The organism is Pseudomonas sp. MHK4 (genome assembly GCF_054600775.1).
Genome location: NZ_BAAIAK010000001.1, coordinates 838,618 through 859,912 on the forward strand (window position 1 = coordinate 838,618; position 21,295 = coordinate 859,912).

15 protein-coding genes are annotated in these 21,295 nt (G+C 62.2%); 10 read left to right on the top strand and 5 right to left on the bottom strand.

Annotation, left to right across the window (positions count from 1 at the left end; all coding sequences use genetic code 11):
• Nucleotides 1-39 precede the first annotated feature (39 nt).
• The 4 genes from ACYP2Q_RS03600 to ACYP2Q_RS03615 all read left to right on the top strand — a co-directional run bounded on the left by ACYP2Q_RS03600 (nucleotide 40) and on the right by ACYP2Q_RS03615 (nucleotide 5,314).
• Nucleotides 40-1,068, top strand: a complete 1,029-nt coding sequence (locus ACYP2Q_RS03600) for a trans-3-hydroxy-L-proline dehydratase (RefSeq protein WP_459729224.1) — start codon at nucleotides 40-42, stop codon at nucleotides 1,066-1,068.
• A 126-nt stretch (nucleotides 1,069-1,194) separates the two neighbouring features.
• Entirely contained in the window at nucleotides 1,195-2,112 is a 918-nt protein-coding gene (locus ACYP2Q_RS03605) for a dihydrodipicolinate synthase family protein (RefSeq protein WP_046027192.1), read from the top strand.
• A 73-nt stretch (nucleotides 2,113-2,185) separates the two neighbouring features.
• Complete coding sequence (gene abaF, locus ACYP2Q_RS03610) at nucleotides 2,186-3,580, top strand: fosfomycin efflux MFS transporter AbaF (RefSeq protein ID WP_459729225.1); 1,395 nt, start codon at nucleotides 2,186-2,188, stop codon at nucleotides 3,578-3,580.
• 153 nt (nucleotides 3,581-3,733) lie between these two features.
• The gene (locus tag ACYP2Q_RS03615) at nucleotides 3,734-5,314 is read left to right on the top strand and encodes an aldehyde dehydrogenase (NADP(+)) (RefSeq protein ID WP_459729226.1); all 1,581 of its coding nucleotides are present in this window, start codon (nucleotides 3,734-3,736) and stop codon (nucleotides 5,312-5,314) included.
• Between the two features lie 111 nt (nucleotides 5,315-5,425).
• Here ACYP2Q_RS03615 and ACYP2Q_RS03620 read toward each other — a convergent pair whose 3' ends face one another.
• Nucleotides 5,426-6,433: an Ldh family oxidoreductase gene (locus tag ACYP2Q_RS03620; RefSeq protein ID WP_459729227.1), complete on the bottom strand. Its 1,008-nt coding sequence runs from the start codon at nucleotides 6,431-6,433 to the stop codon at nucleotides 5,426-5,428.
• A 374-nt stretch (nucleotides 6,434-6,807) separates the two neighbouring features.
• Between ACYP2Q_RS03620 and mexE the strand changes: the two genes are divergently transcribed.
• Genes mexE through ACYP2Q_RS03635 form a run of 3 tightly spaced genes read left to right on the top strand, consistent with a single transcriptional unit; the run spans nucleotide 6,808 to nucleotide 12,677 of the window.
• Nucleotides 6,808-8,061: a multidrug efflux RND transporter periplasmic adaptor subunit MexE gene (gene mexE, locus ACYP2Q_RS03625; RefSeq protein WP_459729228.1), complete on the top strand. Its 1,254-nt coding sequence runs from the start codon at nucleotides 6,808-6,810 to the stop codon at nucleotides 8,059-8,061.
• A 15-nt stretch (nucleotides 8,062-8,076) separates the two neighbouring features.
• Nucleotides 8,077-11,256 (top strand): efflux RND transporter permease subunit, encoded by a 3,180-nt coding sequence (locus tag ACYP2Q_RS03630; RefSeq protein ID WP_459729229.1) that lies wholly within the window; start codon nucleotides 8,077-8,079, stop codon nucleotides 11,254-11,256.
• Nucleotides 11,256-12,677 (top strand): efflux transporter outer membrane subunit, encoded by a 1,422-nt coding sequence (locus tag ACYP2Q_RS03635; protein ID WP_459729230.1) that lies wholly within the window; start codon nucleotides 11,256-11,258, stop codon nucleotides 12,675-12,677. The genes ACYP2Q_RS03630 and ACYP2Q_RS03635 overlap by 1 nt, the downstream gene beginning before the upstream one ends.
• Before the next feature lie 193 nt (nucleotides 12,678-12,870).
• On the opposite strand, the gene ACYP2Q_RS03640 is transcribed toward ACYP2Q_RS03635, so the two are convergent.
• The 3 genes from ACYP2Q_RS03640 to ACYP2Q_RS03650 are packed head-to-tail and all read right to left on the bottom strand — an operon-like array spanning nucleotide 12,871 to nucleotide 16,148.
• A complete protein-coding gene (locus tag ACYP2Q_RS03640) occupies nucleotides 12,871-13,818 on the bottom strand; it encodes a biotin/lipoyl-binding protein (protein ID WP_459729231.1) in 948 nt (315 codons plus the stop codon).
• A 4-nt stretch (nucleotides 13,819-13,822) separates the two neighbouring features.
• Entirely contained in the window at nucleotides 13,823-14,023 is a 201-nt protein-coding gene (locus ACYP2Q_RS03645; RefSeq protein WP_274075808.1) for a DUF1656 domain-containing protein, read from the bottom strand.
• On the bottom strand, nucleotides 14,013-16,148 hold the full coding sequence (locus ACYP2Q_RS03650; RefSeq protein ID WP_459729232.1) for an FUSC family protein: 2,136 nt from the start codon (nucleotides 16,146-16,148) through the stop codon (nucleotides 14,013-14,015). Before ACYP2Q_RS03650 ends, ACYP2Q_RS03645 begins: the two co-directional genes overlap by 11 nt.
• 147 nt (nucleotides 16,149-16,295) lie before the next feature.
• On the opposite strand from ACYP2Q_RS03650, the gene ACYP2Q_RS03655 reads away from it, so the two are divergent.
• The 3 genes from ACYP2Q_RS03655 (at nucleotide 16,296) to ACYP2Q_RS03665 (ending at nucleotide 20,794) form a co-directional block, all read left to right on the top strand.
• Entirely contained in the window at nucleotides 16,296-17,351 is a 1,056-nt protein-coding gene (locus tag ACYP2Q_RS03655; protein ID WP_459729233.1) for a tetratricopeptide repeat protein, read from the top strand.
• Between the two features lie 273 nt (nucleotides 17,352-17,624).
• Nucleotides 17,625-19,127: an ATPase domain-containing protein gene (locus ACYP2Q_RS03660; RefSeq protein ID WP_459729234.1), complete on the top strand. Its 1,503-nt coding sequence runs from the start codon at nucleotides 17,625-17,627 to the stop codon at nucleotides 19,125-19,127.
• Complete coding sequence (locus ACYP2Q_RS03665) at nucleotides 19,124-20,794, top strand: ATP-binding protein (RefSeq protein WP_459729235.1); 1,671 nt, start codon at nucleotides 19,124-19,126, stop codon at nucleotides 20,792-20,794. Before ACYP2Q_RS03660 ends, ACYP2Q_RS03665 begins: the two co-directional genes overlap by 4 nt.
• A 105-nt stretch (nucleotides 20,795-20,899) precedes the next feature.
• Here ACYP2Q_RS03665 and ACYP2Q_RS03670 read toward each other — a convergent pair whose 3' ends face one another.
• On the bottom strand, nucleotides 20,900-21,277 hold the full coding sequence (locus ACYP2Q_RS03670) for a response regulator (protein WP_459729236.1): 378 nt from the start codon (nucleotides 21,275-21,277) through the stop codon (nucleotides 20,900-20,902).
• Between the last annotated feature and the right edge of the window lie 18 nt (nucleotides 21,278-21,295).

A 21,295-nucleotide genomic window follows, 5' to 3' on the forward strand; every position in this document is an offset into this window, starting at 1 on the left:
AGTGATCGAGGTCCTGACAGACAACACAAGGAGCAAACCATGCGTTCATCAAAAGTCATTCATGTCGTCAGCTGCCACGCCGAAGGCGAAGTCGGCGACGTGATCGTCGGCGGTGTCGCCCCGCCGCCCGGCGCCACCGTGTGGGAACAGTCGCGCTGGATCGCCCGGGACGAAACCCTGCGCAACTTCGTCCTCAACGAACCCCGCGGCGGAGTGTTCCGCCACGTCAACCTGCTGGTCCCGGCCAAAGACCCACGGGCGCAGATGGCCTGGATCATCATGGAACCGGCGGACACCCCGCCGATGTCCGGCTCCAACTCGTTGTGCGTGGCGACCGTATTGCTCGACAGCGGCATCCTGCCGATGACCGAACCGCAAACCCGGCTGGTACTGGAGGCGCCCGCAGGCTTGATCGAAGCCGTGGCCGATTGCCGTGACGGCAAGGTCGAGCGGGTGGAAATCAAGAACGTGCCATCGTTCGCCGATCGCCTCGATGCCTGGATCGAAGTCGAAGGCCTTGGCTCGTTGCAAGTCGATACCGCGTACGGCGGCGACAGTTTTGTGATTGCCGATGCCAAAGGCCTGGGTTTCTCCATCCGCCCGGATGAAGCGGCCGACCTGGTGGCGGTCGGGCTGAAAATCACTCGAGCGGCCAACGAACAACTGGGCTTCGTGCATCCGCTGAATCCCGAGTGGTCGCACATTTCCTTCTGCCAGATCGCCGCACCCATCGTCCATGAGAACGGCATCGCCACTGGCGCCAATGCGGTGGTGATTCAACCGGGCAAGATCGACCGTTCCCCCACCGGCACTGGTTGCTCGGCGCGCATGGCGGTGTTGCAGGCCAAAGGCTTGATGCAGGTTGGCGAGCGCTTTGTCGGCCGTTCGATTATCGGCTCCGAGTTCCACTGCCGCATTGATTCATTGACCGAAGTCGCCGGCCGCGCGGCGATCTACCCGTGTATTTCCGGTCGGGCCTGGATCACCGGCACCCACCAATTGCTGCTCGACCCGAGCGACCCATGGCCACAAGGCTATCGCCTGTCCGACACCTGGCCCGGCGCCTGATCGCGCAATCCCTGAACCCCCAGACCAACGGCCAGTAAAAACCCCTTAAAACCAAAAAAAACACTAGCCGAGCATTGTCATTTTAAATATCGTATACGAAATACAATTAACCAACCGGAGGCAACAATGAGCAAGCGCATTAACTGGAGTGGCGTATTCCCTGCAGTGACCACTCAATTCAACGATGACTTCTCCATCAACCTGGAAAAAACCCATCAGGTGATTTCCAACGTGATCCGCGACGGTGTGTCCGGCCTGGTGGTGTGTGGCTCGGTAGGTGAAAACACCTCGCTGACCGCCGAAGAAAAAATCGCCGTGACTGAAGTGGCCGTCGATGCCGCCCGGGGTCGCGTGCCGGTGATCTGCGGTGTGGCCGAGTTCACCAGCGTGGCAGCGGCCAAGGTCGCCAATGCCGTACGCCGGGTCGGCGTCGATGGTGTGATGCTGATGCCGGCGCTGGTCTACGGCTCCAAGCCGTTCGAGACCGCCGAGCATTACCGCTACGTGGCGAAAAACGCCGACGTGCCGCTAATGGTCTACAACAACCCGCCTATCTATAAGAACGACGTCACCCCGGACATCCTGATTTCCCTGGCCGACTGCGACAACGTGGTGTGCTTCAAGGATTCTTCCGGCGACACCCGCCGCTTCATCGACGTGCGCAATGAAGTCGGTGACCGTTTCGTGCTGTTCGCCGGCCTCGACGACGTGGTGCTGGAAAGCATCGCCGTGGGTGCCGAAGGTTGGGTCTCGGGCATGTCCAATGTGTTCCCGAAAGAAGGCGAAACCATCTTCCGCCTGGCCAAGGCCGGACGTTTCGCCGAAGCCATGCCGATCTATGAATGGCTGATGCCGATCCTGCACCTCGATGCCCGTGCCGACCTGGTGCAGTGCATCAAGCTGTGTGAAGCCATCGCCGGTCGCGGCAGCGCCTTGACCCGTCCGCCACGCCTGGCCCTGCCGGAAGCCGACCGCGTATTCGTCGAGCAGATCATGGCCAAGGCGTTGGCCAACCGCCCGGAACTGCCGGACGTCGGTCTCTGAGTGATTGCCGGGCGGGCCTATACCGGCCCGGCCCGGCTGCCCGCTTTTTTGCGCCTTAACAAGGTACATCAGCATGTCGAATCCTCAACACACGCAAAGCGCAACCTCACCCTCTGGACTCAAACGCGTAGTGGCCGCCGCCATGGCGGGCACCGTCGCCGAATGGTATGAATTCTTTCTCTACGGCACCGCCTCGGCATTAGTTTTCGGCAAGCTGTTCTTCCGCCAGACCGACAGCCCCATCGACGGCATCATCGCCGCCTTCGCCTTGTACGCGGTGGGCTTTCTCGCCCGGCCGTTGGGCGGTCTGGTATTCGGTCACTACGGTGACAAATTCGGCCGCAAACGCCTGCTGCAACTGAGCCTGGTAGTGGTTGGCATCACCACCTTCCTGATGGGTTGCCTGCCTGGCTTCGACCAGATCGGTTACGCAGCGCCGGTGCTACTGGTGCTGTTGCGGTTGATTCAGGGCTTCGCTTTCGGTGGCGAATGGGGCGGTGCGATTCTGCTGGTGTCCGAACACTGCCCGGACAATCGTCGGGGCTTCTGGGCCAGTTGGCCGCAAGCCGGGGTGCCGGCCGGCAACCTGGTGGCCACGCTCGCCCTGCTGCTGTTGTCATCCAACCTGTCAGAGCAACAGTTCCTGGCCTGGGGCTGGCGCGTGGCATTCTGGTTCTCGGCGGTTGTGGTGTTGATCGGTTACTGGATTCGCACCAGCGTCGATGACGCGCCGATCTTCAAGGAAGCCCAGGCCCGTCAGGCACAGACCCAACAGCAACAGCTCGGGGTGGTGGAGGTGCTGCGTCATCACTGGCGTTCGGTGCTGGTGGGAATCGGCGCACGCTTTGCCGAGAACATCCTCTACTACACCGTTGTGACGTTCTCGATTACCTATCTGAAACTGGTGGTGCACAAGGACACTTCGCAAATTCTGCTGCTGATGTTCGGCGCGCACCTGGTGCATTTTTTCCTGATCCCGCTGATGGGCTATCTGTCGGACATCGTCGGGCGCAAGCCGGTGTACCTGACCGGCGCGGTGCTCACAGCGTTCTGGGGTTTCATCGGTTTCCCGATGATGGACACCGGCAACAACTGGCTGATCATGGCCGCCATCACCCTGGGCCTGGCCATCGAGTCGATGACTTATGCGCCTTACTCGGCGCTGATGGCTGAACTGTTCCCGACCCACGTACGCTACACCGCTCTGTCCCTGTGCTACCAGGTGGCGCCGATCTTCGCCGGCTCCCTGGCACCGCTGATCGCCATCACCTTGCTCAACAAGTACCACAGCTCGACTCCGATCGCCTGGTATCTGGTGGGCGCCGCGCTGATTTCCGTGGTGGCTGTCGGCCTGACCCGCGAGACCCGTGGCAAGTCATTGCGCCAGGTGGATGCCGAGTCGGCGGCGCGGGTTGCGGCGCTGGACCCAGCCCCGACTAGCCCACGCCGGTCCGACTCTCTGGCGTAGGAGCGAGCTTGCTCGCGATGGACGTCAACGATAACGCGTGTTGTCTGAATGGAAGCGTTGTCCTTGCGTTTTTCGTCGCAACGCCGCCCGGAGCAAGCTCGCTCCCACAGAGGTTTTGTGTTGCTACCCCATTTTTCGACAGGAGCTTTTTTGATGTCTGAGATCCTTGGCCACAACTACATCGGCGGAGCGCGCAGCGCCGTCGGCGGCATCATCCTGAACAGCCATGACGCCAGCACCGGCGAAGCACTGCCCTACTCTTTCGTGCAAGCCACCGCGCAAGAAGTCGACGCGGCCGCCCAGGCCGCTGCGGCCGCCTATCCAACCTTTCGTAATTTGCCGGCCACGCGCCGCGCAGAATTCCTTGAAGCCATCGCCACGCAACTGGATGCTCTCGATGACGAGTTCGTTGCCCTGGTGACCCGTGAGACCGCCCTGCCCAGCGCCCGGATTCAGGGCGAGCGGGGCCGCACCAGCGGCCAGATGCGGCTGTTCGCTCAGGTCCTGCGTCGGGGCGATTTCTACGGCGCGCGCATCGACCGTGCCCTGCCGGAGCGTCAGCCGCTGCCACGGGTTGACCTGCGCCAATACCGGATCGGCGTCGGCCCTGTGGCCGTGTTCGGCGCCAGCAATTTTCCGTTGGCCTTTTCGACTGCTGGCGGCGATACCGCAGCAGCCCTGGCTGCCGGTTGCCCGGTAGTCTTCAAGGCCCACAGCGGGCACATGGCAACCGCCGAATGCGTGGCCAATGCAATCCTGCGCGCCGCCGAGCAGACCGACATGCCCAAGGGTGTGTTCAACATGATCTACGGCGCGGGTGTCGGTGAAGCGCTGGTCAGGCACCCGGCGATTCAGGCCGTCGGTTTCACCGGCTCGCTCAAAGGTGGCCGTGCCCTTTGCGACATGGCCGCCGCACGGCAACAACCCATCCCGGTGTTCGCCGAGATGAGCAGCATCAATCCAGTGCTGGTATTGCCCGAAGCCTTGCGTGCGCGCGGCGAGAAAATCGCCGGTGAACTGGTGGCATCGGTGGTCCAGGGTTGCGGGCAGTTCTGCACCAATCCGGGATTGGTCATTGGTATTCGCGGCCCTGAATGGACGGCGTTCACTGCGCGACTGAGCAACCTGATGGCCGCACAACCGGCGCAAACCATGCTCAATGCCGGCACCCTCGGCAGCTATGAAAAAGGGCTGCGGGCCTTGCTCGAGCATCCGGGCATGACGCACCTGGCGGGCCACGACCAGCAGGGCAATCAGGCGCGGCCGCAACTGTTCAAGGCCGATGTCAGCCTGCTGCTCAATGGCGATCCACTGCTACAGGAAGAAGTGTTCGGGCCGACCACCATTGTCGTGGAAGTGGCGGACGAGGTTGAGCTGCGGCAGGCATTGAACAGCTTGCACGGGCAACTGACTGCGACATTGATTGGCGAAGCATCGGATCTTCAGACCCATGCGGACCTGCCGATACTGCTGGAGCAAAAAGTCGGCCGGGTACTGTTCAACGGTTACCCCACCGGGGTCGAAGTCTGCGATGCCATGGTCCATGGCGGGCCTTACCCTGCAACCTCCGACCCCCGTGGCACGTCGGTTGGCAGCCTGGCCATCGAGCGATTCCTGCGTCCGGTGTGCTACCAGAACTGCCCGGACGCCTTGCTACCCGACGCCTTGAAAAACGCCAACCCGCTGGGGATTGCACGGCTGGTGGATGGCAGCAGCCAACGCGAGCCGGTTTAACAACACGACCTCCTGCTCGCGATAGCGGTGTGTCAGTCGACGAAAACGTTGAATCTGATGCCCTCATCGCGAGCAGGCTCGCTCCCACAGGAGTGGGCGCACCCATTCCATTCAAACCAGCAGTGCTTTCAGGTCGTTGTACAGCGCCTCGGGAATTTGCACGCCTTCCACCAGGCTGCGTACCCGCGCCGCGTAACGTCGCTGCGACGGCAAGCGTGCGCCCTGCCCTTCAATGCCCTGGAACAAGGTTTCGGCCCGGGCCAAATGTTCTTCAGTGGCGTCCCCCAGAAAGCGCCGAGGGTCCAGGGCGATGATCAACTCGCCATGGTACGGCGACGACTTGCTGCCCCCGTCGTATGCCAGCGACTCGGCACTGGTCAGGTCAGCAATCAGCGGCCCGGCAATCAACTCCACCATCGCCGCCAGCGCCGACCCCTTGTGTCCGCCGAACGTCAGCATCGCGCCGCTGTCGAGCACCACGTTGGCGTCGGTGCTCGGCTGGCCTTGGGCGTCGACGCCCCAACCTTCGGGAATCGCCTTGCCGGCACGCCGGTGCAGTTCGATATCACCACGGGCAATCGCGCTGGTGGCGAAGTCGAACACAAACGGATCTTGCGCCGCACGCGGCCAACCGAAGGCAATGGGATTGGTGCCGAACACCGGCAGTCGTCCTCCAGCCGGCGCCACCCAGGCGTGGCTCGGATTACACGCCAGTGCCACCAGACCGGCAGCCGTCAGTTGCTCGATTTCCACCCACAGCGCCGAGAAATGCACACAGCGGTTGATGGCCATCGCCGCTATGCCGTTGGCCCGGGTTTTCTGCGCCAGCAACGGCAACCCCGCCTGAAACGCCAACTGCGAAAAGCCACCGCCAGCATCCACCCGCACAATCGACGGCGCCTGGTCGATCACCTGTGGCTCGGCATCGGCTGACACCTTGCCGGCCCGCAGGGAATTCACACACCCCAGAATCCGGTACAAACCGTGGGAGGCACAGCCATCACGTTCGCCAGCCATCACCGTCGCGGCCACAGCTTGTGCATGGGCCAGATTGAAACCGTTGTGCAACAAGATCGATTCGGCCAACTCACGGGCTTCGATCAGGGTCAGTCGGATCATGGTCATCTCCTTGGACAGACCGGTCAGAGTGGTCTATCCAAGGCGTCATGGCTTGATGGGTTTGGGCATTGGTGGTGACGAAATTGGCACAGCGCAGGCCGTCGGACCGCGTTAAACCCATGGCTGATGAGATCCGGTGTGTGCGAGCCTGCTGACGAAGGCCACACCTCTGCCTCAAGACTGATTGATGCTTTTTCGGCAACACAGAATTGCCATCGACCTGATTGATAGACCTCTGCGCAAGGCGCAGGCTAGAGAGCTGATTTGGCCTCTCATATCATTCCGAATGATAGTTACCTTCGCCCCATTCGATTCGTGCGATACAACCCTGCCGAGCATCATTCGCCAATCTTAATACATTGGCGGATGCATCCATGGAACAGTCATTCAAACATTTGCGCTTGCCGTTGGCCCTGTTGGCCGTCGTGGTGATGAGCGCCTGTGGCAAGGCGCCAGAGACTGCAGCCAGCCTGCCCGCAGCCAAGGTCAGCGTGGCCAAGGTGCTGGAGCAACCGGTTAACGAATGGGACGAGTTCACCGGGCGCCTGGAGGCGCCGGAAACCGTGGAGATTCGTCCACGGGTCTCGGGCCAGATCGATGAAGTGGCCTTCACAGAAGGCGCCCTGGTCAAGAAAGGCGACCTGCTGTTCCAGATCGACCCGCGTCCGTTCCAGGCTGAGGTCCGCCGCCTCGAAGCGCTGGTCGCCCAGTCCCGTGCCAACGCCACCCGCAGCGAAAACGAAGCCCAGCGTGGCGAACGCCTGCGCACCAGCAATGCGATTTCTGCCGAACTGGCCGACTCGCGCACCAGCGCTGCCCAGGAAGCCCGCTCCGCCGTCGGTGCCCTGCAAGCGCAGCTGGACCTGGCCAAACTGAACCTGAGCTTCACCCGCGTCACCGCGCCCATCAGCGGTCGCGTCAGCCGTGCGCAAATCACCGCCGGCAACCTGGTGACCTCCGATACCACCCCGCTGACCAGCGTGGTTTCCACCGACAAGGTCTACGCCTACTTCGATGCCGACGAGCGCGTGTTCCTCAAGTACACCCAGCTCGCCCGCCAGGGCAAACGCGGCGCCACCACCCCGGTGTACATGGGCCTGTCCAATGAAGACGGCAACCCGCACCAGGGTGTGATGAACTTCGTCGACAACCAGGTCAACCCGAAAACCGGCACCATCCGCGGCCGCGCCGTGTTCGACAACAGCGACGGCAGCTACACCCCGGGCCTTTACGCGCGCCTGAAACTGGTGGGCAGCGGCACCTACAACGCCATGTTGATCAACGATGAGGCAGTGGGTACGGACCTGGGCAAGAAATTCGTGCTGGTGATGGATGCCGACAACAAGACGGCGTATCGCGCTGTCGAGCTGGGTCCGAAAATCGAAGGCCTGCGCATCGTGCGTAACGGCCTGAACAAGGACGACACCATCATCGTCAAGGGCCTGCAGCGGGTACGTCCGGGTTCACCGGTCACCCCTGAAGTGATCCCGATGGCCACCGAGCAAACCCTCGCGGCCCTGGCCCAACAACGACAAGCGCTGGAAGCCAGCAACCTGCCCCAAGTCGCACCTGCCAAGGTCGCGCCGGGCGTGGTTGTGAAAGTGGCTGCCGCGACTCCACGCGGTTAAGGGATAACGACTCCGATGAATTTTTCCCAGTTCTTCATTTCACGGCCGATCTTCGCCGCGGTGCTGTCGCTGCTGATCCTGATCGCCGGTGCAATCTCGCTGTTCCAGCTGCCGATCAGCGAATACCCGGAAGTGGTGCCGCCGACCGTCGTGGTGCGCGCCAACTTCCCGGGTGCCAACCCGAAAGTCATTGGTGAAACCGTGGCCGCTCCCCTGGAGCAGGCGATCACCGGCGTCGAGAACATGCTGTACATGTCCTCGCAGTCGACCGCCGACGGCAAGATCACCCTGACCATCACCTTCGCGTTGGGCACCGACCTGGACAACGCCCAGGTCCAGGTGCAGAACCGCGTGACCCGGACCGAGCCGAAACTTCCCGAGGAAGTGACGCGCATCGGTATCACCGTGGACAAGGCGTCGCCCGACCTGACGATGGTGGTGCACTTGACCTCGCCGGACAAACGCTACGACATGCTGTACCTGTCCAACTACGCGATCCTCAACATCAAGGACGAACTGGCGCGCCTGGGCGGTGTCGGTGACGTGCAGCTGTTCGGCATGGGCGATTACTCCCTGCGTGTCTGGCTCGATCCGAACAAGACCGCTTCGCGCAACCTGACCGCCACCGATGTGGTCACCGCCATCCGTGAACAGAACCGCCAGGTGGCTGCCGGTGCATTGGGCGCACCCCCTGCCCCGAATGCGCAAAGCTTCCAGTTATCGGTCAACACCCAGGGCCGCCTGGTCAGTGAGGAAGAGTTCGAGAACATCATCATTCGCTCTGGCGACAATGGTGAAATCACCCGCCTCAAGGACATCGCTCGCGTCGAACTGGGTTCCAGCCAGTACGCCCTGCGCTCCTTGCTGAACAACCAACCGGCGGTGGCGATCCCGATCTTCCAGCGTCCGGGCTCCAACGCCATCGAGATTTCCAATGAAGTCCGGGCGAAAATGGCCGAACTGAAGAAGAGCTTCCCCGAAGGCATGGACTTCAGCATCGTCTACGACCCGACGATCTTCGTGCGCGGCTCCATCGAGGCGGTGGTTCACACCCTGTTCGAAGCGCTGATCCTGGTGGTCCTGGTAGTGATCCTGTTCCTGCAGACCTGGCGCGCCTCGATCATTCCGTTGGTGGCCGTGCCGGTCTCGCTGATCGGTACCTTTGCCGTGATGCATCTGTTCGGCTTCTCGTTGAACGCCCTGTCGCTGTTCGGCCTGGTACTGGCGATCGGTATCGTGGTGGACGATGCGATCGTGGTGGTGGAGAACGTCGAGCGCAACATCGAGCTTGGACTCACGCCGGTTGAAGCCACCAAGCGTGCCATGCGTGAGGTGACCGGTCCGATCATTGCCACGGCGTTGGTGCTCTGTGCGGTATTCGTGCCGGCTGCGTTCATCTCCGGGTTGACGGGTCAGTTCTACAAGCAGTTCGCCCTGACCATTGCCATTTCGACGGTGATCTCGGCCTTCAACTCCCTGACCCTGTCGCCGGCCCTGGCTGCCGTGTTGCTGAAAGGTCATGACGCGCCCAAGGACCGTTTCTCCAAGGTCCTGTACAAGCTCTTCGGCGGCTGGTTGTTCCGTCCGTTCAACCGCTTCTTTGAAAAAGCCAGCCATGGTTATGTCGGCACCGTTGCCCGGGTTATCCGCTCGAGCGGCATCGCCCTGCTGCTGTACGCCGGCCTGATGGTCCTGACGTTTTTCGGTTTCTCCAGCACCCCGACCGGTTTCGTGCCTGGCCAGGACAAGCAATACCTGGTGGCCTTCGCGCAACTACCGGATGCCTCGAGCCTGGACCGCACCGAAGACGTGATCAAGCGCATGTCCGACCTGGCCCTGAAACAGCCTGGCGTGGAAAGCGCGGTGGCCTTCCCCGGCCTGTCGATCAACGGTTTCACCAACAGCCCGAACGCCGGCATCGTGTTCGTGACCCTGAAACCGTTCGAGGAGCGTAAAGACCCGAGCATGTCCGCAGGGGCCATTGCCGGTGCCCTGAACGGCCAGTTCGCGGACATCCAGGAAGCCTACATGGCGATCTTCCCGCCGCCGCCGGTACAAGGCCTGGGCACCATCGGTGGTTTCCGCCTGCAGATCGAAGACCGGGGCAACCTGGGCTACGAAGAGCTGTACAAGGAAACCATGAACATCATCGCCAAGAGCCACAATGTTCCGGAACTGGCCGGCCTGTTCACCAGCTACACGGTGAACGTGCCCCAGGTCGATGCCGCCATCGACCGGGAAAAAGCCAAGACCCACGGCGTGGCCGTCAGCGACATCTTCGACACCCTGCAGATCTACCTGGGTTCGCTGTATGCCAACGACTTCAACCGCTTCGGCCGCACCTATCAGGTCAACGTCCAGGCCGAGCAGCAGTTCCGTCTTGAATCGGACCAGATCGGCCAGTTGAAGGTGCGCAACAACAAGGGCGAGATGATCCCGCTGGCGACCTTCATCAAGGTCAGCGACATCTCGGGCCCGGATCGCGTTTCGCATTACAACGGCTTCGTCACCGCAGAAATCAACGGTGCGGCAGCCCCCGGCTACAGCTCCGGCCAGGCGGAAAAAGCCATCGAGAAACTGCTCAAGGAAGAACTGCCCAACGGCATGACCTACGAATGGACCGACCTGACCTACCAGCAGATCCTGTCCGGCAACACCGCGCTGTTCGTGTTCCCGCTCTGCGTCCTGCTGGCGTTCCTGGTGCTCGCGGCGCAGTACGAAAGCTGGAGCCTGCCACTGGCGGTGATCCTGATCGTGCCGATGACCCTGCTGTCGGCCATCACCGGGGTGATTGCTTCGGGCGGCGACAACAACATCTTCACCCAGATCGGCTTGATCGTACTGGTGGGGCTTGCGTGTAAGAACGCGATCCTGATCGTCGAGTTCGCCAAGGACAAACAGCTCGAAGGCATGAACCCGCTGGCCGCGGTACTGGAAGCCTGCCGCCTGCGTCTGCGGCCGATCCTGATGACCTCCTTCGCGTTCATCATGGGTGTGGTGCCCTTGGTGTTCTCCAGCGGCGCCGGTGCCGAGATGCGTCACGCCATGGGTGTGGCGGTATTCTCCGGGATGCTCGGGGTGACCTTCTTCGGCCTGCTGCTGACGCCAGTGTTCTATGTACTGATTCGCAACTTTGTCGAGCGTGGCCAAGCGCGCAAAGCCGACAAGGCCGCCCTGAAGCTGGAGTCGCACTGATGAGTTTGAAAGCTTTCCTGCCGAGCCTGCTGGCATTGGCGCTGAGCGCCTGTGCCGTGGGCCCGGACTACCAGACCCCAGCCACTGAACCGGCCCATATCACCACGGCCACCGACGGCGCTGCGGGCCAGAAGAACTTCGACCGCTCGCGTTTCGAAGGCATCTGGTGGCAGCAGTTCGAAGACCCGACGCTCAACCAGTTGGTGACCGAGTCCCTCAAGGGTAACCGCGACCTGCGCGTCGCGTTTGCCCGCTGGAAAGCGGCCCGGGCGATTCGTGATGACGTCAGCAATGACGCCATGCCGACCATCACCAGCCGCGTCAGCAGTGATCTGGGCAAAGGGCAGATTCCGGGCCAGACCACCGACCGGGTCAATCAGGAGCGCTACGACCTGGGCCTGGACATGGCCTGGGAGATCGACCTGTTCGGCCGCATCCAGCGCAACCTGGAATCGGCCAACGCCGAGCAACAGGCGTTCGAAGCCGACCTTTACCAACTGCAAGTGACCATGATTGCCGAATTAGTCGACGCCTACGGCCAACTGCGGGGTGCGCAGCTGCGCGAGAAAATCGCCCTGGCCAACCTGCAGAACCAGCAGGAGTCGCGCAAGATCACCATCAGCCTGCGTGATGCTGGCGTCGGTGATCAGCTCGACGTGGAACGTGCCGATGCGCGCCTGGCCTCGGTAGAAGCCAGCGTGCCGCAATTGCAGGCCGAGCAGGTTCGGCAGAAAAACCGCATCGCCACCCTGCTGGGTGAGCGTGCGGACAAGCTCACGGTCGACTTGAGTCCAAAGGACTTGCCGGCCATCGCCAAGGCCCTGCCGATTGGTGATCCGGGCGAGCTGCTGCAACGTCGTCCGGACATTCGCAGTGCCGAACGCCAACTCGCGTCGGCCACGGCGCGCATCGGCGTGGCCAAGGCGGATCTGTTCCCGCGCGTCAGCCTCAGCGGCTTCCTCGGATTTACCGCCGGGCGTGGCTCGCAGATCGGCTCCTCAGCGGCCAATGCCTGGGCACTGGGCCCGAGCATCACCTGGGCCGCCTTTGACCTGGGCAGCGTGCGTGCCCGATTGCGTGGGGCCGATGCCGATGCCGAAGGCGCCCTCGCAACGTATGAGCAGCAAGTGTTGTTGGCCCTGGAAGAGTCGGAGAACGCCTTCAGCGATTACGGCAAACGCCAGCAGCGGCTGATTTCGCTGATTCGTCAAAGTGAGTCGAGCCGCTCCGCTGCCGACCTCGCCGAGATCCGCTACCGCGAAGGCACCGCCGACTTCCTCGTGCTGCTCGATGCCCAACGTGAGCGCCTGGCCGCCGAAGACACCCAGGCCCAGGCCGAAGTCGACCTGTATCGCGGCATCGTCGCGATCTACAAGGCCCTCGGTGGCGGCTGGCAGCCGGAGACGGTCGCCAGCAAGTAACAGTCTTTAAAGAGCTCCTTTGGTTGGCCGCAACCAACCAATTTTTTGGCCCCGCGTCTCATTCGGTCGCGGGGCTTTTTTTGCCCACAACATACCTCCCCTGTAGGCGCTGGCTTGCCAGCGATGGCGCAGGCACATTCACCATTGAGGTGACTGACCCACCGTCATCGCTGGCAAGCCAGCTCCTACAGGGTTAGCGGTGTTCCTGGACGGTGACGGTGGCTGTTGTGCCTGCGCGCAGTTTGTCTTTACCGGCATAGTCATCATCGATCCTGATCCGCACCGGCACCCGTTGCGCCAGCTTGACCCAGGTGTAGCTGGGATTGATGTTCGCCAGCAAGCGTCCGCCCGGCAGGTTTTCCCGGTCGGCAATGGCGAAGGCAATGCTTTGTACGGTGCCAGCGAAACGTTCGCCGCTCATCAACTCGATGTCGACCCGATCACCCTCCTCGATGCGCGGCAGTTTGGTTTCTTCGAAGTAACCGCTGACGTAAAACGAATCGCTGTCCACCAGTGCCACCAGGGCACCGCCCGCGGTGGCGTAGTCGCCCTGGCGGGTCAACAGGTTGGTGACGTAGCCGCTGATGGGCGATTCGACCCGGGTGCGTTCCAGATCGTGCTCGGCCTCGGCCAATGCGGCGCTCGCCAATTGCACGTTGGCCTGGGCAAACCCCAGGTTGGCCTGGTTGCGCAATAGATCGGCCTCGGCCACAGCCACATCGGTACTGGCTTTTTCCCATTCTTCGCCGGAGATCGCCGAGCGTTCCTTGAGGGTTCGCCGGCGGCGCTCCTCGCTTTGACGCTGCTTGAGCAAGGCCTGGCTGGCGACGATGGTCGCTTGCGACTGCCCCAGTGAAGCCTTCGACACCTCCACCGCGCGCTTGCCGTGTTCTACCGCCAGGGCGTAACGCGAGGGATCGATTTCCAGCAGCAACTGGCCCTTTTCCACATGCTGGTTATCGTGCACGGCAAGGTTGACGATGCGTCCGCTGACATCGGCGGACAAGGTCACCACATCGGCCCGCACCCGTGCGTCCCGAGTCCAGGGTGCGCGGGTGTAATGCTCCCAGGCAAACCAGCCGAGCACGAAGGCCAGCAGTACCACCGCCAGGGTGGTGAGATGGGCGAGGATTTTCTTCACGGCATCAGGCTCCCATCACCAGGATCAGCGTCGCGCACACGCAGGCGTACAACGCGCCTTCGAACAAGGCTTCATGCCAGACAAACTGTAATACGCCGAGGCGCCGCAGCAGCCAGTCCAGCACCAGGAAAATCGGCAGTCCCAGCAATAACGCCTGGGCGATCGGCGGCAGGTAGACCCCGCCTATTTCCACATCAATGGGCAAGTTCAGGTACTCCTGGCGAGGGTTCAGGTTCAAAGTGAGCACGGTGGCGCTGCAGGAACGACACCACGATCAACAGTGCCACGCGCATGCGAAACACTGACCAAAGCTGTTCATGGACGCTGCAGTGCAGCGCGTCCAGTTCATCGCCCAAGCCGTGGAGGCTGTCGAGCACACGATCCACTTCGATACCGGGCCGCCCAGCGACCAACCGACCGGTTTCGCGCACGGTGGCGGACAGTCGACCCTGTGTCTCGGCACTCAGCAGTGCGTTACCCTGCCCTTGCTGCCGGAGCTGGTTCAAGGCGATGCCCAACGCCATGCAACCGAGACTGACTTCGAACAGATCCTTCGTTGGCTTGTCCTGGATGGCCGGCAACAGGCCCAGCATCGTGGTCAGACGGTCGACGATGCGACTCTCGAAGGCGAACTGGTTTTTATCGGTGGCCGGGGATTTCAACAGCGCATTGACCTGCTCGCAATTCTCCTGATGCAACCGTCGCAGGCGCAGGATCGGCCGGAACGGGAAGATCAAGGCATAGACACTCAATGCCAACGCGGCGGCGCAGGTGTAGGCACCGGCAAACTCGAACCACTGGATCGCGGTGTTTTGCCCCAGGCCGGTGTTTGCAGGGCCCAGCAACAGGAAAGTCGTCAACCCCAGGCCAATCCCCGTGCCCGTGGTTGGCGGGCTGGACAACCCCACCGCGACGGCATAGAGCAGCGGCACCAGCAGCAGGGCCAACAGTTCGAAACTGCTGATCATCGGCACCAGCGCGAACTGCAGTACCGCCGACACCACCAGCGCCAGGCCCAGCCCCCGGGCATAGCTCTGAACAGCCAGCAATGGCCGGGGAAACGTCGCCATCAGCGAGCACAGGATCCCCGTCACGACCATCGCGCCCCGAGCCCCATCCCAACCGGTTTCGATCCAGATCAGGCCGGCGACCATCAGTGCGCACCAGGCGCGGATGGCGTTCATCGTCGCCAGGGTGAAGTCCAGGTGCAGCGGGTTGGCCTGGCCGCGAAACACGCTGCTGGCCTTGCGTCCACTCTGGATCACATCGCTCAGTTCCAGAATCGTCTCAAGCTGCTCGAGCATTCGCGCCTGTTCCCAACGCAACGACCAGGACAGTGAGCGCAAGGTCGCCTTCAAAGGCTCGGTCAGTTGCTCGGACCGGTAGGCCAGCGCATCGAAACGCTGCTGCAGCACTGCAAACTGGCGTCGCTGCTCAGCCGGCAGCGCGCGCCCTTGCCGGGCCAGTTCATCGAGGAAAACCAGTTCTTCGCTGAGCAAATGCTGTATTTCGCTGGGGATCTCGCCTTCCCAGCGCTCCAGCAGCAGCTCGCGCTGGTGACGCAAGGCGGTGAGTCGGGCGGTCAGCAGCAACAGTTGGTTGCCGAGCAATTGCACCAGGTCGTCGGCACTGCGCAATCGCGGCGCGTCGTAGTACAGATGCCGGCGTACCCCCTCCAGTGCACTGATCTGCCCCAGCAGCTGCATTTGCCGGCGGTGGAAGTCGGCCTCGCTTTCCTCGGTACGGATGACGGCGCTGGCATGGGTCGCCAGCAGCTTGATGACCTGGTCGATCCGGTCGAAATAGTCCTTGGCCACCGCCTCCGGGCGCGCGGTCAGCAGGCTCACGACGCAGACGCAGGCCACCGCCAGCAGTGTCTCGGTGACCCGGGTCACGGCCAGCAGGAAGGTGCCGTCCTGATCGGGCACAGCCAGCAGTCCCACGACCACCGCCGTGTAGCCGCTGAGGACAAAGGCCTGGGAGCTGGTATAGCGCAACAAGGTGCCACCAGCGGTGCACAGCGCCAGCCACAAAGACAGGGTGATGAGGAAAGGCAGCGGCGCCTGGGGGAAGATCGCCATGATCACCACGGCCACCGTCGCCCCCAGGGTGGTGCCGATGACCTGGCCGAAACTGCGGGCCAGCACCATGCCGGCCAAGGGTTGGCTGATGATGACCACGGCCATGATCGACCACTTGGGCTGCTCGAGGTCGAATACGAACGCCAGGTACAGGGTCAACAGCCCGGCCGCGATGGTTCGCAGGGCGAACAGCAGCACGCCGCGCCCGGGTTTGAGCATTGCCTTGAAGTATTGCAGCAGCGCTTGCATGGGCACGCCCGTCCAGTCCACTCCAGCAAGCGTAGTCACAGCGGCGGGGTCTGGACAGGTTTGAGTATCGCAGTCAGGGTTTGACTCCGGGCCGTGCCTGACCGAAGCTGACAGCTTTGCCAAAGCCTGCCAGCTTCCGGATCCTGCATGCCCCAGTCCCGCCGCTACCTGCTCATCAGCCTCTGTGTCGTGTTTGCCGTCGGTCTTGCCTGGATGCTCCTGCACAGCAGCGCCCCGGTGGTGCCCGAAGCGATCAAGCGCGGCTACAGCGAAGCGCTGACGGCGGCCCGCAACGGCCAACCGGGGGCCGCGCGGGTGCTCTACCAGCAATTGGCCCGCACGGACATTTCGCCCAAGCGCCGCGTCTGGCTGCATGCCGAACTGCCCAACTACCCAAGCTCCGTGGCGCTGAAACTGGCGGATGCAGACCTGCAGCATGAGGAGCCCGAGGTCCGGATCGCCGCAATCAAGAGCATCAGCGGGCTGGTGCCCAGCGGCCAGCGCAGCCTGCTGCTGGGGCCGTTGCTCGATGACAGCGAGCAAAGCGTGCGTTTCGCTGCCGTCAATGCGTTGTTGGGCTTGTCACCGGATGATCTAGGCCTGTATTTCGGCCCGCTGGAGCAGGCCATCGACGCCTGGCAGATGGTTCTGCAAAATGCCCCGGAAAGTGCCGACAACCAATATCAACTGGCCCGGTTGCACCTGCACAATGCCGAGTTCAAGGAGGCCCAGCAGGCCCTTGAACATACCTTGCGCCTTGCACCAGACAACCTGCCGGCACTGGTGATGCAGATCGAGGTCCTGGACAAACTGGGCCAGTCCGACGCCGCCCGACAATTATTGGCCAAACAACTGAAAACCCAACCCGATTCGGCCTATCTGCAACATGCGCTGGGCATGTGGTTGCTCCATCACGGCCAAAACGAGTTCGCCCTGCTGGGTTTGTCCAAGGCGGTGGAGCTTGAGCCGAACAACAGGGATTACCGCTACGACCTGGCCAACTTGCTGCATGGCGAACAGGAACTGGAAGCGGCGCAGAAACAGCTCCAGGAAATCGTCCAGCGGCATCCGAACGACCGTCGGGCACGGGTGCTGCTGATCAATTACTGGAAGGAAAGCGGGCAATTGCAGAACGTGCAGATATTGCTGGCGCAGCTGGAACAGATGAACCCGGATGATCCGGCGTTGCAGCAAGGGCTTTGATGCCATGCCCCACCCTGTAGGAGCGAGCCTGCTCGCGAAAAACCTGAGAGCACCGCGGGGCGTCAGGCTTGCCGCGTCATCGTTGACCTCCATCGCTGGCAAGCCAGCTCCTACAGTGGATCGGGGGGGGTCGTGAGAGATGGGGCGGCTGTCGATGCGGCGATCCCACCCAACAAAAAGTTGAACGCTCATTGCCGCCAAAGGTCAAGTGAACAGGTAGCCCGCTATGCTTTACCTGCTGCCTCGCTTCCCCTAGTCATGAGAGGGCATTTTTTGTCTACATCCAACGAGTTGATCAGCGTAAAAGCCGCCACAGGGATTGATGGTCTCGATGACATCCTCAACGGCGGACTGTCCCGCGGCCACGTGTTTTTGCTTGAGGGAGAACCCGGTACCGGCAAGACCACGGTCGCCCTGCACTTCCTGTTAGCCGGCGCCCAGGCCGGCGAGCGCTCGTTGTACATCACCCTGTCCGAAACCGAACGCGAATTGCGCCAGGGTGCGCGCTCCCATGGCTGGGAGCTGGACGATAACGTCCATATCTTCGAACTGACGCCCCCCGAGAGCCTGCTCACTGCCGAGCACCAGCAATCGCTGCTGTATTCCTCGGACCTGGAACTGGGCGAGGCCACCAAACAGATTTTTGAAGTGGTCGAACGGGTCAGGCCGACCCGCGTGGTGCTCGACAGCCTGTCCGAGATTCGCCTGCTGGCGCAAAGCTCGTTGCGGTACCGCCGGCAGATTCTCGCTATCAAGCACTACTTCGTGCGCTACGAGGCTACGGTGCTGCTGCTCGACGACCTGACCACCGAATCCCTGGACAAGACCGTGCACAGCGTGGCCCACGGGGTGGTTCGCCTCGAAGAGCTGACGCCCAACTATGGCGCCGAGCGCCGCCGGGTGCGCGTGGTGAAATATCGCGGCCAGAAATACCGCGGCGGGTATCACGACTTCACCATCATGGGCGACGGCGTCCACGTGTTCCCGCGCCTGGTGGCCGCCGAGCACCGGGGGGATTACCTCAGGCAACAGTTGACCAGCGGCATCAGCGAAATGGATGCGCTGCTCGGTGGAGGCATCGAGACCGGCTCAAGCACGCTGATCCTCGGCCCGGCCGGCACTGGCAAGTCGCTGATCTCGATGATTTTCGCCGCCGCTGCCGTCGCACGCGGCGAGAAAGCGGCCCTGTTTATCTTCGATGAAGAACTGGGCCTGCTGTTCGCACGCATGAAGAACATCGGTATCGACTTGAAAGTGCTGCAAGACACCGGCAATTTGCTGATCGAGCAAGTGGATGCCGCCGAGCTCTCCCCCGGCGAGTTTTCCCACCGGGTGCGGCGCTGCGTCGACGAGGGTGACATCAAGACCGTGGTGATCGACAGCATCAACGGCTATCAAGCGGCGATGCCGGAAGAAAACGCCTTGGTGCTGCACATGCACGAATTGCTGCTGTACCTCAACCGCAAAGGGGCGGCGACCTTCATGACGGTCGCCCAGCATGGCCTTGTCGGTGACATGCAGGCTCCGGTGGACATCACTTACCTCGCCGATACGGTCATCCTGTTGCGCTATTTCGAGGCCCTGGGCAAGGTACGGCGAGCCATTTCGATCATCAAGAAACGCACCGGCAGCCACGAGTCGACCATCCGCGAATACAAGATCAGCGGCAGCGGCATGACCATCGGTGAGCCGCTGGAAACCTTCCAGGGCGTGTTGCGCGGAGTCCCGACCTACCTGGGCGCGAGTAATCCCCTGCTCGGGGATGAAAGCCCGTGACCGTCAATGACGCGACGTCCGAGCGTGCGATCATTCTTGCCCCCCTCGGGCGAGACAGCCAGATCGCCATGATGCTCCTCAACGAGGCAGGCTTCGGCGGGGTCGTCAGCCACGACCTGCCGGAACTCTGCCACGAACTCGAGCAAGGCGCCGGCCTGTTGCTGATGTCTTCCGAAGCCCTGCTGCGCAGCGACCTCGAGCCGCTGCTCGGGCTTATCGAGCAACAACCGGCCTGGTCCGATCTGCCGATCGTGTTGCTGACCCACCACGGTGGCCCGGAACACAATCCGGCGTCACGCTTTGGCCCGCTCCTGGGGAACGTCACGTACCTCGAACGCCCCTTCCACCCGGAAACCTTGATCAGCCTGGTCGCCGCCGCCCTGCGCGGGCGCCGACGACAGTATGAAGCCAGGGACCGGCTGGTGGACTTGAGCCAGAGCGAACTGCGCCTGCAGAACACCCTCGAGACCCTGGAGCAACAGGTCGAAGAACGCACCGCACAACTGCGCCACAACGAGGAAGTCCTGCGCCAGTCGCAAAAAATGGAAGCGGTCGGCCAACTCACCGGCGGCATCGCCCATGACTTCAACAATATGCTGACCGGCATCATCGGCAGCCTGGAATTGCTGCGCCGACGCCTTGCCCGTGGACGCACCGAGGATCTGGACAGCCTGATAGATCTCGGCGTGACGTCGGCCAATCGCGCCGCAAGCCTGACTCACCGCCTGCTGGCGTTTTCCCGGCGCCAGTCGCTCGACTCCAAGCCCGTGCAGATGAACACCCTGGTGGTGTCCATGGGCGAACTGTTGCAGCGCAGCATCAACGAAAGCATTCACCTGGACATGCAACTGAGCGAACAACTGTGGGTGGCGGAAGCCGACCCCAATCAACTGGAAAGCGCCCTGCTCAACCTGGTCATCAATGCCCGCGATGCCATGCCAGATGGTGGACGACTGCTGGTGCAGACCTCCAACCGCAAGCTTGACGCCGAATTCACCAAACCCCACGGTAACCTCAAGGCGGGCGACTACGTGGTACTGAGCGTCACCGACAATGGCTGCGGCATGCCGCAGAACACGATCAACCGAGCCTTCGACCCGTTCTTTACCACCAAGCCCATTGGCCAGGGCACTGGCCTGGGCTTATCGATGATCTATGGCTTCAGCAAGCAATCGGGCGGGCATGTCGCCATTCAAAGCGAAGTCGGCAAAGGCACCACGGTGAACCTGTATTTGCCGCGTTTTGGCGGGGACCTGCCCCAGGACCACCCGATCGACATCGAACATCCTCCCTATGCGCAGAATGGTGAGACGGTGCTGATCGTCGAGGACGATCCGGCGGTGCGGCTATTGGTCAGCAACGTGTTGGGTGATCTGGGCTATGCCTTTGTCGAGGCCTGTGATGCCGACACCGCGATGCCGATCCTCGACTCGGCCCAGCGCATCGACCTGTTGATCAGCGACGTCGGCCTGCCCGGCATGAATGGTCGGCAATTGGCGGAAATCGGTCGGCAGCTGCGGCCGGACCTGAGGGTCCTGTTCATTACCGGTTACGCTGAACACGCGGCGGTGCGCGGCGGTTTCCTCGATCCGGGCATGCAGATGATCACCAAGCCGTTCACCTTCGACCTGTTGACCGCCAAGGTGCAGGAGATGATTCGCGCCTGACACAACCGCTTCCCGGTAGGAGCTGCCGCAGGCTGCGATCTTTTGATCTTGCTTTTGAAAGATCAAAGTCAAAAGATCGCAGCCTTCGGCAGCTCCTACACAGGATCAGGAGAGCATGTCCTGCATCAGTTCCTGCAACCGGTCCAGATCGAAGGGCTTCTCCAGAATCGGTGCCTTGCGGGTGATCGGGCTATCTGTGTCGCGGATTTCCTGGGCGTAGCCGCTGATGAAAATCACCTTGAGCTCGGGCCGCAGTTTCACCGCGGGCTCGGCGATCTGCACGCCGGAGATTCCGCCAGGCAGGCGAAAATCGGTGATCATCATGTCCAGGTGCGGTTTGCTCGCGAGGATGGCGAAGGCCTGCTCGCCGTTTTCGGCCTGCAGGACCCGGTAACCCTCCCCTGACAGGTAGGCCGATAGCACCATCAGGATGGAGGGATCGTCCTCGACGACGAGGACTACATCTTGTGCATCTTCACTCATGGGAAGCCTTTGTTCGGT